This window comes from Pyxidicoccus sp. MSG2, assembly GCF_026626705.1.
In the GTDB taxonomy this organism is placed as follows: domain Bacteria; phylum Myxococcota; class Myxococcia; order Myxococcales; family Myxococcaceae; genus Myxococcus.
Genome location: NZ_JAPNKC010000001.1, coordinates 1,794,654 through 1,809,885, shown reverse-complemented (window position 1 = coordinate 1,809,885; position 15,232 = coordinate 1,794,654). Strand labels below are relative to the sequence as shown.

Here is a 15,232-nt window from a genome sequence, read left to right as displayed (position 1 = left end):
TTCCCGTCCATCGGCCAGATGACGTGCGCGCATCCGCGGCTACAGCGATACAGCTTCCAGACCCCCGAGGTGCCGAATGAGCCACTCCGCCACTTGTGGCGCGTGAGCGACATCCAGCATCGAGTGGTGGTCGCCCGGCGTCTCCACCACCGTGAGGTGGCCGGTGAGCCACGGCCCCCAGCCCAGGTCCTCCTCGCGAGGCGCGCCCTGGAAGGACGTGGCGGCGCGCAAGAGGAGCGCTGGGCCGGAGTAGGGGGCCGGCTGGTAGGTGCGGCGGGCCTCGACGAGCCTGCGGAACACCGCGAAGAGCCGCTCCAGCGAGCCGGGCTCCATGGCGGACTCGCCGGGGCGCGCGCGCTCGAGCTGCTCCACCACGTAGGCCCACCGGGGGCGGCCTTCCGGGTCCAGGAGCCGGTCCTCGTCCAGGGCGAGCTCCCGCCACGGAAGCCCGAGCACGGTGCCGAAGGCGGCCAGCTCGGAGCGTGCATCCGGCGGAGGCTGGGGCACGGGGGCGGGCGTGTCGAGCAGCGCGAGCAGGTCCACCCGCTCTCCGGCGGCCTGGAGCTGGCGCGCCATCTCGTAGGCCACGAGTCCGCCGAAGGACCAGCCTCCCAGCAGGTAGGGGCCGGCGGGCTGCACGGTGCGCACCTGGGACAGGTAGAGGCTGGCGAGTGACTCGACGGACGCGGGAGGCGGCTCGCCGTCCTCCAGGCCCGGAGCGTGCAATCCGTACACGGGCCGCTCCGCGCCCAGGTGGCGGACCAGCGGCGCATAGCCCAGCACCTGTCCGCCGCCGCCATGGACGAGGAAGAGCGGGCGCCCAGAAGTCCCGCCCGGGTCCAGCCGTGTCAGGTTGGGAGTGGCGCTCGTGGCTTCGTCCCGCTGCTCCAGCCACTGTGCCAGCCGCTCCACGGTGGCGGACTGGAAGAGGGCCGACACCGGAATGGAGTGGCCGGTGCTCTCGCGCACGCGCGCCACCAGCCGTACCGCGAGCAGCGAGTGGCCGCCCAGCGCGAAGAAGTCGTCGGTGACGCCCACCTGAGGCGCCTGGAGCACGCTGGCGAAGGCGTCCGCGAGCCGCGCCTCCAGCGGCGTGCGGGGGGCGACGTGGTCGGGCTCGGCGGGGGGCGGCGCGGGCGGTGCCGTGACTTCCGCCTCCCTCCTGGGGGCAGGCGGCGGGGGGAGGACCTCGCTGGTGGTGAGGGCCAGGGGCGCCTCGGGCCGTGCGAGCAGGGCCTCCACCAGCATGAGGTAGTGCTCCACCAGCCGCGCCACCGTGCTCGCATCGAACAGGTCGGTGTTGTAGCTGAGAGCTCCCTGGTAGCCCTCCGCCGACTCCCGGAGGCTCATCTCCAGCTCGAAGCGCACGGCGGGCGTGTCCAGCTCCAGCGGCTGCAATGCGAGCGCTCCGCCCCGAGGCGGCGGCGTGGGCGCGCTCTGGAAGGCGAAGATGACCTGGAACAGAGGCGTGCGGCGCAGGTCTCGTGGCGGCCGCAGCTCCTCCACCAGTCGCTCGAAGGGCACGTCCTGGTGCGCGTAGGCCCCCAGCGTCGTCTCCCGCACCTGCCTCAGCAGGGCCAGGAACGAGTCGCGCCCGTCCACCCGCGCGCGGAACACCAGCGTGTTGAGGAAGAACCCGATGAGGCCTTCCAGGTCGGCATGCCGCCGGCCGGCGATGGGCGTGCCCACGGCGATGTCCTGCTGCCGGCAGACGTGCGACATGAGCGCCTGCCAGGCCGCGAGCAGCGCCATGAACGGCGTGAGTCCCTCCCGCTGGCACAGTGCCTGGAGCGACTCCGAGACGGGACGCGAGAGCTGGAAGGTCACCTGCGCCCCGCGGAACGTCTGCATGGGCGGATACGGTCGGTCCGTGGGCAGCGCCAGCTTGGGGACGCCGGCGAGCTGCTCGCGCCACCAGGACAGCTGCGAGTCCAGCACCGCGCCCTGGAGCCACTGGCGTTGCCAGACGGCATGGTCCGCGTACTGGAGCGGCAGCGGCGTCAGCGGAGACGGGCGACCCCGCGAGAAGGCGTCGTAGAGCGCCGCGACCTCGTGCACCAGCACGCCCATGGACCAGCCGTCGGAGACGATGTGGTGCATGTCGAGCGCGAACACATGCTCGGTGGGGCCCAGCTTCCACAGCCCCGCGCGGATGAGCGGGCCGGTGGCGAGATCGAACGGGCGCTGGAGCTCCGCCCGGAGCTGCTGTCGCAGCGCTTCGTGCGCGGCTTCCGGGGGCAGGCCGCTCAGGTCCACGCGGTGCAGCGGAAGCTCGGCGTGGGGAAGGATGACCTGGAGGGGCTGGCCCGCCTCTTGAGTGAAGACGGTGCGCAGCGCCTCGTGCCGGCGGACCAGCTCGGACAGGGCGCGCTGGAGCGAGGTGTCGTCCAGCGGCCCCTCCAGGCGAAGGGCGGCGGGCATGTTGTACGTGGCGAGGCCGGGCTCGAGCTGGTCGATGAACCACAGGCGCTGCTGCGCGAAGGACACCGGCAGCGGTCCCGTGCGCGGCACCGGGACGAGGGCGGGCGCGTCACTCTGCCCGGAAGTGGTCCGTGCCTCTTCGAGGCGCCGGGCCAGGGCCTCCACGGTGGGGTGCTCGAAGAGCGCGCGCAGGGGGAGCTCCACCGCGAAGGCGGTCCGGAGCCGGGAGACGAGCTGCGTCGCCAGCAGCGAGTGTCCGCCCAGGGCGAAGAAGCTGTCGTGCAGTCCCACGCGCGGCACCTGCAGCAGGGCGGCCATGAGCTCCGCGAGCGACTGCTCCGTCGGGGTTCGCGGGGCGACGTACGAAGCGTCACTCCCGGAGCGCACCGAGCCGGGCGCGGGCAGGGCCCTCCGGTCCAACTTGCCCCGGGCCGTGAGCGGCAGTGCGTCGAGCACCACCAGCGACGTGGGCACCATGTACTCGGGCAGACGCTGGAGGAGGAAGTCGCGCAGGCCCGCGGTGTCCAGCGACGGCGGCGCGACGACGTAGCCCACCAGCCGCTTGTCACCCGGGGCATCCTCCCGCGCCAGGGCGACGGCCTCGCGCACGTCGCCGTGTGCCAGCAGCGCGGCTTCGACTTCGGCGAGCTCGATGCGGTAGCCGCGCACCTTCACCTGCGCGTCGGCGCGTCCGAGGAACTCCAGCACGCCGTCATGGCGCCAGCGCGCGAGGTCTCCCGTGCGGTACAGGCGCGCGCCGGGGACACCGGAGAAGGCGTCGGGGACGAAGCGCTCGGCGGTGAGGGCGGGCTGCTCCAGGTAGCCGCGCGCCACGCCGTCACCGCCGATGAACAGCTCGCCGGTGATGCCGGAGGGTACGGGCTGGCCAGAGGCGTCCAGCACATACGCCTGCGTATTGCCGATGGGACGGCCGATGGGGACGGAGGTCCCTGGCCCGGCCACATCCGTCATTCGGTGGGTGGATGCGAAGAGCGTCGTCTCGGTGGGGCCATAGCAGGCCGTCACCGGGATGCGCAGCTCCTCCAGGACGCGGCGCACGTGCGGCGCGCTCACGACGTCACCCCCGGTGAGCAGTTGCTTCACGTTCTTCAACGCGGCGAGGTTCTGGTCCACCACCTGGGTGAAGAGGCCGGCGGTGAGGTGAAGCGTCGTCACGCCGTGCTTCGTGAGAATGGCCTCCAGTTCCTTCAAGTCGGAGGGCGGATGCGGCGGGAAGACGACGAGCTTCGCTCCATGGAGCAGCGCGCCCCACAGCTCCAGCGTGGACGCGTCGAAGGAGATGGGGGCGATGAGGAGGAACGTCTCGTCCGGACCGAGGTGCGCGTAGTCGTTGCCGAAGACGGTGCGCAGCACGGCGGATTGCGGAGTGCCGACGCCCTTGGGCCTCCCCGTGGAGCCGGAGGTGAAGTCGATGTACGCCAGGCTTCCGGGCAGGGCCGTGCAGGGCGGCGCATGAGAAGGCGTGCCCTGTGCCGGCAGGTCCTCCAGCACCAGCGTGACGAGTCGCTTCGTGGGCAGCTTCGCCAGCAGCTCACGTGAGGTGAGCAGCACGCGAGGCCGTGTGTCCTCCACCATGGCCGCGAGACGCTCGCGCGGGTACGACGCATCCAGCGGGACGTAGGCGCCACCGGCCTTGAGGATGGCGACGAGGGCGACAATCAGCTCCAGCGAGCGCTCCAGCGCAATCGCCACGCGCGAGTCGGTGGACACGCCCAGGTCGCGCAGGTGATGCGCGAGCTGATTCGCACGCTCATCCAACTGCCGGTAGGTGAGCGTCGCTTCACCGAATTCGACGGCGACCCTGTCCGCGTACCGGGCCACCACCTGCGCGAATACCTCGGGCACGGTGAGGTCGCGCGGGTACTCGGTGACGGTGGCGTTCCAGTCCACCAACAGCTTCCGCCGCTCCGCATCCGGCAGCAGGGAGGCCGAAGCCAGCGGCGCCTCGGGCTGACTCACGAGGGCCTGTGTCAGCGTGCGGAAGTGTTCCGCCAGGCGCAGGGCCGTGGAGTGCTCGAACAGGTCGGTGTTGAAGGTGAGCTGGCCGACATAGCCCGCGGCGGTGCGCGCCATGCTCAGTTCCAGCTCGAAGCGCGTCACCGTGCCCTCGGCCTCGTTGAGCGGCCGCAGGGCGAGTCCGGGCAGCGCTGCGGGCGGAACGGGCGCGTTCTGGAGGGCGAAGAGGACCTGGACGAGGGGAGGGCGGCTGAGGTCACGCTGGAGGTGGAGGGAGTCGACGATGCGCTCGAAGGGGAGGGACTGGTGAGCGAAGGCGTCGAGGGTGGTGTCGCGCACCTGGGAGAGGAGGGAGAGGAAGGAGTCGGAGGGAGAGAGGTGGGAGCGGAGGGGGAGGGTGCGGACGAAGAAGCCGATGAGGGCTTCGAGCTCCTGGGCGTCGCGGCCGGCGAGAGGAGAGGCGACGAGCAGCTCGGACTGGCCGGAGTAGCGGTGGAGCAGGAGGGAGAAGGAGGCCAGCAGGGCCATGAAGGGGGTGACGGCGTGCTGGCGGCAGAGGGAGTCGAGAGCGTCGGCGAGGGGAGAGGGGAGGAGGACGGGGACGGAAGCACCGCGAGAGGACTGGACGGCGGGGCGGGGCTTGTCGGTGGGCAGCTCGAGGGAGTGGGGGACGTCAGCGAGGTGCTGTCGCCACCAGGCGAGGTGCGCGTCGAGGACGGGGCCCTGGAGCCACTGGCGCTGCCAGACGGAGAAGTCGGCGTACTGGAGAGGAAGGGGAGGAAGGGGAGAGGGCAGGTGCTGGGAGAAGGCTGAGTAGAGGGCGGCGACTTCGCGCACCAGCACGCCCATGGACCAGCCGTCGGAGACGATGTGGTGGAGCGTGAGCAGCAGCACGTGCTCGGTGTCACCGAAGCGCAGCAGGACGGCGCGCAGCAGGGGGCCTGCGGCCAGGTCGAAGGGGCGCAGGGCCTCTTCCCGCGCGAGTCGCCGCACTTCTTCCGCACGGCGTGGCGCTGACAGTTGCTCCAGTGACTCTCGCGTGAGTCCGAAGCCGCCGTCCGCGTGGATGCACTGCACGGGCTGGCCTTCGCGGGAGACGAAGGTGGTGCGCAGGGCCTCATGGCGGCGCACCACCTCCTTCAGCGCAGCCTCCAGGATGTCCGCATCCAGCGCTCCTTCCAGGCGCAGGCAGATGGGGATGTTGTAGAGCGGGCTGCCGGGCTCGAGCTGGTCGATGAACCACAGCCGCTGCTGCGCGAGGGACAGCGGCAGCTCGTCCGTGCGAGGCACCGGCACCAGCGGCGGCCGCGCGAAGCCGGGGGCGGGCTGCCGGGCCGCGTCCACCTTCCGGGCCAGCGCGCCCAGCGTCGGTGTGGAGAAGAACTCCCGCAGGGAGAGCTCGGCGCCCAGGGCGGAGCGGATGCGGGAGACGACCTGGGTGGCCAGCAGCGAGTGGCCTCCCAAGTCGAAGAAGTTGTCGTCGGCACCGACGCGCGACACGCCCAACAGCCGGGCCCAGAGGTCCGCGAGCAGTGTCTCCGTGGGCGTGCGTGGCGCCGCGCCGCTGGCGCCCGAGGCCGGTGCGCCCGGCGCGGGGAGCGCCCTCCGGTCCACCTTGCCATTCGCCGTCAGCGGCAGGGCCGGGAGCACCACGAGTGCCGAGGGCACCATGTACTCGGGCAGGCGCTGCTGGAGGAAGGCGCGCAGCTCGGACGGCTGCAGGTCGCCTTGTCCGTCCGAGGGCGCCGGCACGACGTAGCCCGCGAGACGCTTGTCCCCGGGGAGGTCCTCGCGCACCAGGGCCACGGCCTCGCGCACTCGCGGGTGGGCGAGCAGCGCGGCTTCGACTTCTCCCAGCTCGATGCGGAAGCCGCGCACCTTCACCTGGCTGTCCGCGCGGCCGAGGTACTCGAGGATTCCATCCTCGCGCCAGCGCACGCGGTCTCCGGTGCGGTAGAGGCGCGCGCCAGGAACGGTGGAGAACGGGTCCGGGACGAAGCGCTCGGCGGTGAGGGCCGGCTGCTCCACGTAGCCGCGGCCCACGCACTCGCCACCGATGAACAGCTCCCCGACGACACCCACGGGCACCGGCTGACCGCCCGCGTCCAGCGCGTACACGCGCGTGTTGCCGATGGGCCTGCCGATGGGGACCGTGGTGCTGACCTGCGAGGGCTCCGTCATGCGGTTGCAGACGGCGTAGACGGTGGTCTCGGTGGGGCCGTACCCGTTGGTGAGCGAGCCCGGCAGTTGCTCCAGCATCTGCCGCGCGTGAAGCGCGCTCACCACGTCGCCGCCCGAGATGATCTGCTTCACCGTGCGCAGCGACTCGAACTCGAACTCCACCATCTGGCTGAAGAGGCCGGAGGCGAGCCAGAGCGTGGAGATGCGCTCGCGGCGCACCAGTGTCGCCAGCTCCTCGAGCGACGGCGTGTGGGGTGGCAGCAGGACGAGCCGGGCCCCGTGCAGCAGCGCGCCCCAGACCTCGGCCACCGAGACGTCGAAGGAGACGGGGGCTGTCTGGAGGATGGACTCCTCGGGGCCGTAGTCGAGGTAGTCGACTCCGAAGACGGTGCGCTGCACGGTCCGGTGCTCGATGGCGACGCCCTTGGGGCGGCCGGTGCTGCCCGAGGTGAAGATGATGTACGCGAGGCTGCCCGGGGTGGCCGTCGAGGGCGGCGCGGTGGTGGGCAGGCCGTCCAGGGGCATGTCCTCCAGCACGACGGTGGAGAGGCCCTCGGTGGGCAGCCGGGACACGAGCGCGCGCCGGGTGATGAAGACGCGAGGGCGTGCGTCCTCCACCATGTTGGCGAGCCGCGCGGCGGGAGAGTTGACGTCCAGCGGGACGTACGCGCCGCCCGCCTTGGCGACCGCGACGATGCAGACGATGAACTCCAGCGAGCGCTCCAGCCCAAGCGCCACCCGGTCATCGGTGGTCACCCCCAGGGCGCGCAGGTGGTGCGCGAGCTGGCTGGAGCGCTCGTCGAGCTGCCGGTACGTGAGGCGCGCCCCGCCGAGCTGCACGGCGATGGCGTCGGGGTAGCGGGCCGCGGCCCGGGCGAAGCCCTCGGGAAGGGTGACGTCACGAGGGTAGTCGGTGGCCGTCGCGTTCCAGTCGACGAGCATCCGCTGGCGCTCGGAGTCGGTGAGGATGGAGGCCGACGCGAGGGACGCCTCGGGGCGGGCCACCAGCGCTGCCATCAACTGGCGGAAGTGCGCGGCGAGGCGCTCGGCCGTGGAGCGCTCGAAGAGGTCCACGTTGTAGGCGAGCTGCCCCGCATAGCCCCCGGACGTCCGCCACAGGTACAGCTCCAGTTCCAGCTTGATGACCTCGCTGCCGGGTCCCTCCAGCGGACGGAGGGCGAGGCCGGGGAGGGAGAGCGGAGGCAGCGGCGCGTTCTGGAGAGCGAAGAGGACCTGGACGAGAGGAGGACGGCTGAGGTCACGCTGGAGGTGGAGGGAGTCGACGATGCGCTCGAAGGGGAGGGACTGGTGAGCGAAGGCGTCGAGGGTGGTGTCACGCACCTGGGAGAGGAGGGAGAGGAAGGAGTCGGAGGGGGAGAGGCGGGAGCGGAGGGGGAGGGTGCGGACGAAGAAGCCGATGAGGGCTTCGAGCTCCTGGGCGTCGCGGCCGGCGAGAGGAGAGGCGACGAGGACGTCGGACTGTCCGGAGTAGCGGTGGAGCAGGAGGGAGAAGGAGGCCAGCAGGGCCATGAAGGGGGTGACGGCGTGCTGGCGGCAGAGGGAGTCGAGAGCGTCGGCGAGGGAAGGAGGGAGGAGGACGGGGACGGAAGCACCGCGAGAGGACTGGACGGCGGGGCGGGGCTTGTCGGTGGGCAGCTCGAGGGAGTGGGGGACGTCGGCGAGGTGCTGTCGCCACCAGGAGAGGTGCGCGTCGAGGACGGGGCCCTGGAGCCACTGGCGCTGCCAGCCTGAGAAGTCGGCGTACTGGAGGGGAAGAGGAGGAAGGGGAGAGGGCAGGTGCTGGGAGAAGGCCGAGTAGAGGGCGGCGACTTCGCGCACCAGCACGCCCATGGACCAACCGTCGGAGACGATGTGGTGGAGCGTGAGCAGCAGCACGTGGACGTTTTCGTCCAGGCGCAGCAGGACGGCACGAAGCAGGGGGCCTGCGGCCAGGTCGAAGGGACGCAGGGCTTCCTCGCGCGCGAGACGCCGGGCCTCGTCCTCGCGCTGCGATTCGGGCAGCGGCGTCAGGTCCACCTGGGACAGGTGGAGGGTGCCCTCGGGGTGGATGCACTGCACGGGCTGGCCTTCGCGGGAGACGAAGGTGGTGCGCAGCGCTTCGTGGCGGCGCACCACTTCCTTCAGCGCGGCCTCCAGGGCCTCCGGCGCCAGGGTGCCGTCCAACCGCAGGGCGGTGGGCATGTTGTACGTCGCCATGCCCGGCTCGAGCTGATCGATGAACCACAGCCGCTGCTGCGCGAAGGACAGCGGCAGCTCGCCCGTGCGCGGCACGGGGGCGAGCGGCGGAGGCGTCAGGCCGTGCGTCTCGCTCCGGGCCGCGTCCACCTGCCGGGCCAGAACGCCCAGCGTCGGGGCGGAGAAGACCTCGCGCACGGCGAAGTCGGTACCGAAGACGGAGCGGATGCGGGAGACGACCTGGGTGGCCAGCAGCGAGTGGCCACCGAGCTCGAAGAAGTTGTCGTCGACCCCGACGCGCGAGACGCCGAGCACCTGGGTCCAGATGTTCGCGAGCAACACCTCCGTGGGCGTGCTCGGCGCGAGGTGCTTCGCGGTGGCCGTGGCGGAGTCGGGTGAGGGGAGCGCCGCCCTGTCCACCTTGCCGTTGGGACTGACGGGCAGGGCCGGGAGCGCCATGAGTGCCGAGGGCACCATGTGCTCGGGAAGCTGCTGGGCGAGGAACGTGCGCAGCGCCTGCGTGTCCAGGGCGGAGGCCGTGGCCGAGGGCACGACGTAGGCGACGAGCCTGGGGCCAGCGGGGCCATCGTCGCGTACCAGGGCCACGGCCTCGGAGACGTCTGGATGGGAGCGCAGGGCGGCTTCGACTTCACCCAGCTCGATGCGGAAGCCGCGCAGCTTCACCTGGAAGTCGGTGCGGCCGAGGTACTCGAGTTGGCCGTCCGTGCTCCAGCGCACGCGGTCTCCGGTGCGGTAGAGGCGTGCGCCGGGAGTGGCGCTGAAGGCGTCGGGGACGAAGCGCTCGGCGGTGAGAGAAGGCCGGCGCAGGTAGCCGCGCGCCACGCCGACGCCGCCAATGAAGAGCTCGCCGGGGATGCCGACGGGGACGGGCTGCAGGTGGGCGTCGAGGACGAAGACGCGCACGTTGGGCAGCGGGCGTCCGAGAGGCGGAGTGGAGCCGTCCGCCACGCACGTGGCCATGGAGGCGCAGACGGTGGCTTCGGTGGGGCCGTAGACGTTGAGGAAGGTGCGGCCGGGGGCCCACCTGGCCACCAGCTCGGGGGAGCAGGCCTCGCCGCCGGAGACGACGGTGCGCAGCGAGGGCAATCCGTCGGCTGGCAGGGCGGTGAGGGCGGAGGGCGTCAGGGAGAGGACGTGGACGTCGTGCCGCTGGAGCAGGCGCGCCAGCGCGGGACCGGGCTGTAGGGCCTCATCAGAGGCCAGGCACAACGTGGCGCCGGAGAGCAGCGTGGGAAGGGTTTCCCAGACGAAGGCGTCGAAGCCGGGCGAGGCGAACTGGAGCACGCGCGTGCCGGGCCCCAGCCCCTGTGGCCGCACCTGGCTTCGCGCCAGGTTGGGCACGCCCCGGTGGGGCACCATGACGCCCTTGGGCTGGCCGGTGCTTCCGGAGGTGTAGATGACGTACGCGAGCCCGTCCACGCTGGCCAGCGGAGCAGGCGGCGTGGAGGGCTGACCGGAGAGCTGCTGCGTGAGTGCATCCACCTCCAGCACGAGCACGCCGTGCGGCGCTGGCACATCGAGCGACGCGTGCGTCAGCAGCAGCGGCGCGGCACAGTCCTCCAGCATGAAGGCCAGCCGTCCCGAGGGATAGGCGGGGTCCATGGGGACGAAGGCGCCACCGGCCTTGAGGACGGCGAGCACCGCCACCACCCAATCGGGCGAGCGCGGCAGGCACAAGGCGACACGCGTTTCCGCGCGCACACCATGGGCACGCAGCACGTGGGCCAGCGCGTTGGCGCGCGTGTCGAGCTGTGCGTAGGTGAGGACCTCCTCGCCGAAGCGCACCGCCTCCACGTCGGGCGTGCGCCGTGCCTGCGCCTCGAACAACTCGTGGATGCAGGCGCCGTCCGGGAAGGGCTCGTCCCTGCCACTCCAGTCCACGAGCACCTGCCGCTGCTCCTCGGGGGACAGCAGCGGCAGCATCGCCACCGGCCGGGTGGCGTCCTGGCAGATGGCCGCGAGCAGGGTCCGGAGATGCCCCGCCATGCGCTCGAGAGTGGAGGCGTCGAACAGGTCGGTGGCGTAGTGGAGGCTGCCGCTGAAGCCCTCCGTCGTCTCCTCCAGCGCGAGGTTCAGGTCGAACCTCGCCGGCACGGTGTCCGGAAGCAGCGGGAGCAGCCGCAGTCCGGGAAGCTCCAGCGCCGGCATGGGCGTATTCAGCAGGCTGAAGCTCGTCTGGTACAGCGGCGCCTGATTGAGGCTTCGCTGTGGTCGGAGCTCCTCGACGAGCTTCGCGAAGGGCACGTCCTGGTGCTCGTAGGCGGCGAGCGTGGTCTCCCGCACCTGCTCCAGCAGCGCGAGGAACGAAGCCCGCGGGGCGATGCGCGCGCGCAGGGCCAGGTTGTTGACGAAGAAGCCGATGAGCCCTTCGGTCCCCGCGTCGTTCCTGCCGGCGATGGGCGAGCCGACGACGAGGTCGTCCTGTCCGGAATAGCGGTGCAGCAGCACCTGGAAGGCCGCCAGCAGCGTCATGAACGGCGTCGCGCCCTGCCGCCGCGAGAGAGCCTTGAGGTGCTCGGAAAGGTCCGTGGGGATTCGCACGGGCACGAAGGCGCCACGCGAGGACGGCACGGCGGGACGCGGCTTGTCGGTGGGCAGCTCCAGCGAGTGCGGCACGCCGTCGAGCTGCTGTCTCCACCAGGAGAGCTGCCCGTCCAGCACCTCGCCTTCGAGCCAGCCGCGCTGCCAGACGGAGTAGTCCGCGTACTGGACCGGGAGGGGCGGGAGCGGCGAAGGCTGGCCCCGCAGGAAGGCGGCGTAGAGGGCGGCGACTTCGCGCACCAGCACGCCCAGGGACCAGCCGTCGAAGACGATGTGGTGCAGCGTGAGCAGCAGCACGTGCTCGGTGTCACCGAGGCGCAGCAGGACGGCGCGCAGCAGGGGGCCCGCGGCGAGGTCGAAGGGGCGCAGGGCTTCTTCACGCGCGAGGCGCCGGGCCTCCTGCCCGGAGTCGGAGCATGACGTCAGGTCCACCTGGGGCAGGTGGAACACCGGGTCCGGCTGGATGCACTGCGCGGGCTGGCCCTCGCGCGAGACGAAGGTGGTGCGCAGGGCCTCGTGGCGGCGCACCACCTCGACCAGCGCGGCCTCCAGTGCACCGGCGTCCAGGGTGCCCTCCAGGCGGAGGGCGGCGGGCATGTTGTACGTCGAGTTGCCGGGTTCGAGCTGGTCGATGAACCACAGCCGCTGCTGCGCGAAGGACAGCGGCAGCTCGCCCGTGCGCGGCACGGGGGCGAGCGGCGGAAGCGTGAGTCTTCCCGTGGCCCCGCGAGCCGCGTCCACCTGCCGGGCCAGCGCGCCCAGCGTCGGCGCGGAGAAGAGCTCCCGCACGGGAAGCTCCGTGCCGAAGATGGCGCGGATGCGGGAGACGACCTGCGTGGCCAGCAGCGAGTGACCGCCGAGCTCGAAGAAGTTGTCGCCCGTGCCCACGCGCGAGACACCGAGCACCTGGGCCCAGATGTCCGCGAGCAGCTCCTCGGTGGGCGTGCTCGGAGGCGCGTAGCCGGCGGAGGCCGCGTCGGCGCCGCCCATGTCCGGAGCGGGTAGGGCTCTCCGGTCCACCTTGCCGTTGGCTGTCAGCGGCAGCGACGGCAGCGACACCAGCGCCGAGGGCAGCATGTGCTCCGGAAGGAGCGTGGAGGCGAAGTCGCGCAGCGTCTGCGAGTCCAGGGCGGAAGCCGTGGCGGAGGGCACGACATAGGCGACGAGCCTGGGGCCGGTGGGGCCATCGTCGCGCACCAGGGCCACGGCCTCGGAGACGTCTGGATGGGAGCGCAGGACGGCTTCGACTTCACCCAGCTCGATGCGGAAGCCGCGCAGCTTCACCTGGAAGTCGGTGCGGCCGAGGTACTCGAGTTGGCCGTCCGTCCTCCAGCACACGCGGTCTCCTGTGCGGTAGAGGCGTGCGCCGGGAGTGGCGCTGAAGGCGTCGGGGACGAAGCGCTCGGCGGTGAGAGAAGGCCGGTGCAGGTAGCCGCGCGCCACGCCGACGCCGCCGATGAAGAGCTCGCCGGGGATGCCGACGGGGACGGGCTGCAGGTGGGCGTCGAGGACGAAGACGCGCACGTTGGCCAGGGGCTCGCCGATGGAGGGCTTCTGGCCGTCGGGCACGCACGTGGCCATGGAGGCGCAGACGGTGGCTTCGGTGGGGCCGTAGGCGTTGAAGAAGGTGCGGCCGGGGGCCCACCTGGCCACCAGCTCGGGGGAGCAGGCCTCACCCGCGGAGACGACGGTGCGCAGCGAGGGAAGTCCGTCGGCTGGCAGGGCGGTGAGGGCGGAGGGCGTCAGGGAGAGGACGTGGACGTCGTGCTGCTGGAGCAGGCGGGCCAGGGCCGGGCCCGGCTGCACGGCTTCGTCAGAGGCCAGGCACAACGTGGCGCCGGAGAGCAGCGTGGGAAGGGTTTCCCAGACGAAGGCGTCGAAGCCGGGCGAGGCGAACTGGAGCACGCGCGTGCCGGGCCCCAGCCCCTGCGGCTGCACCTGGCTTCGCACCAGGTTGAGCACGCCCCGGTGGGGCACCATGACGCCCTTGGGCTGGCCGGTGCTGCCGGAGGTGTAGATGACGTACGCGAGCCCATCGGCCGGGGCCTTCGATGCAAGCGGAGTCGTCGCCTGGCCGGCCAGGCGCGTCTCCAGCGCGTCCATGGCCAACGCCAACACGCCAGGCGGCGTCGGCACATCGAGCGACGCGTGCGTCAGCAGCAGCGGCGCGCCGCAGTCCTCCAGCATGAACTCCAGCCGCTCCGAGGGATAGGCGGGGTCCATGGGGACGAAGGCGCCACCGGCCTTGAGGACGGCGAGCACCGCCACCACCCACTCGGGAGAGCGCGGCAGGCACAGCGCCACGCGAATCTCCGCGCTCACACCATAGGCACTCAGCAGGTGCGCCAGCGCGTTGGCGCGAGCGTCGAGCTGCGCGTACGTGAGCACGGTGGCTTCGAAGCGCACCGCCTCCGCGTCGGGCGTGCGCCGTGCCTGCGCCTCGAACAACTCGTGGATGCAGGCGCCGTCCGGGAAGGGCTCGGTCCGGCCGCTCCAGTCCACGAGCACCTGCCGCTGCTCCCCGGCGGACAGCAGGGGCAGCTCGCTCAGGCGTCTGCCGGGAGCGGCGACGATGCCCTCCAGCAGCGTGTGCAGGTGCCCCAGCATGCGGGAGATGCGCTCGGACTCGAAGAGGTCGGTGCGGTACACCACCGCGGTGCGCAGCCCCTGCTCCAGCTCGGTGAACAGCAGGGACACGTCCTGCTGGCTGGCGCCGCTGTCGACAGGCTGCGCCTCCATGCGCAGCCCCGGCAGCTCCAGCGGGGGCAGGGGCGCGTTCTGAAGCGTGAGCGACACCTGGAACAGGGGCGTGATGCCCGGCCGTCGCTCGGGCCGGAGCGCTTCCACCAGCGTCTCGAAGGGCACGTCCTGGTGGGCCATGGCCCCGAGCACGCCCTCGTGCACGCGGCCGAGCAGCGCCAGGAAGGACGGGTCCCCGGACAGGTCCAGTGGCAGGGGCAGGGCGTTGACGAACAGCCCGACCAGCCCCTCCAGCTCCGCGCGGGAGCGCCCGGCCACCGGTGTGCCCACGACGACGTCCGGTTGTCCGCTGTAGCGGGACAGCAGCACGCCGTACGCGGCCATCAGGAGAGAGAAGAGGGTGCAGCCCTCGCGGCGGGCCAGCGTCCGGAGCGAGTCGAGCAATGCCAGGGGCAGCACCACCGTCTGCCGTGCGCCACGCGTGGAGGCCGCCGGGGTCCGGGGCCGGTCCGTGGGCAGCTCCAGCACCGCATCCGCGTCCAGCCGCTTGCTCCACCAGGCGAGCCGCGATTCCAGCACCTCTCCCTGGAGCCAGCCGCGCTGCCACGTCGCGTAGTCCGCGTACTGCATGGGCAGCGGAGGCAGGGGCGACGCACGGCCCTCGGCGAGCGCCGGGTAGAGCGCGCCCAGCTCCCGCACCAGCACTCCCAGAGACCATGCGTCCGAGACGAGGTGGTGCACGTTGAGCAGCAGCAGGTGCTCGGTGGCGCTCATCCGGTAGAGCACCGCCCGCAGCAGCGGCCCCTGCTCCACGTCGAAGGGGCGGCGCGCCTCGTCGTGCAGCGCGCGCCACACGACGTCCTCGGGGACCTCCCCCAACTCCACCACCGGGAGGGCGGCCTCCGCGGTGGGGGAGATGAGCTGGCGCGGCTGGCCGTCCTGCTCGACGAAGGTGGTCCGCAGCGCCTCGTGCCGGCGAATCACCTCGTCGAGCGCCCTGCGCAGGACGTCCGCGTCCAGCGTGCCCGAGAGGCGTACGGCCGTGGGGATGTTGAAGACCGTCCCCCCGGCGTTGAGTCGCTCCTGGAGCCAGAAGCCCTCCTGCGCGAACGACACGGGCTCGCGGCGAGCACGTGAACGCTCGCGCAGAAGCCCGGCGAGCCGCGCGCGCTTCTGCTCGGGCGTGAGCGCCATG

At 72.0% G+C, this 15,232-nt stretch carries 1 protein-coding gene; it reads right to left on the bottom strand.

What is annotated here, in order from left to right; genetic code table 11:
• Nucleotides 1–39: 39 nt before the first annotated feature.
• Nucleotides 40–15,231 carry a non-ribosomal peptide synthetase gene (locus tag OV427_RS07235; RefSeq protein ID WP_267855376.1) on the bottom strand — a complete coding sequence of 5,064 codons (15,192 nt, stop codon included), beginning with the start codon at nt 15,229–15,231 and terminating at the stop codon, nt 40–42.
• Nucleotide 15,232 lies beyond the last annotated feature (1 nt).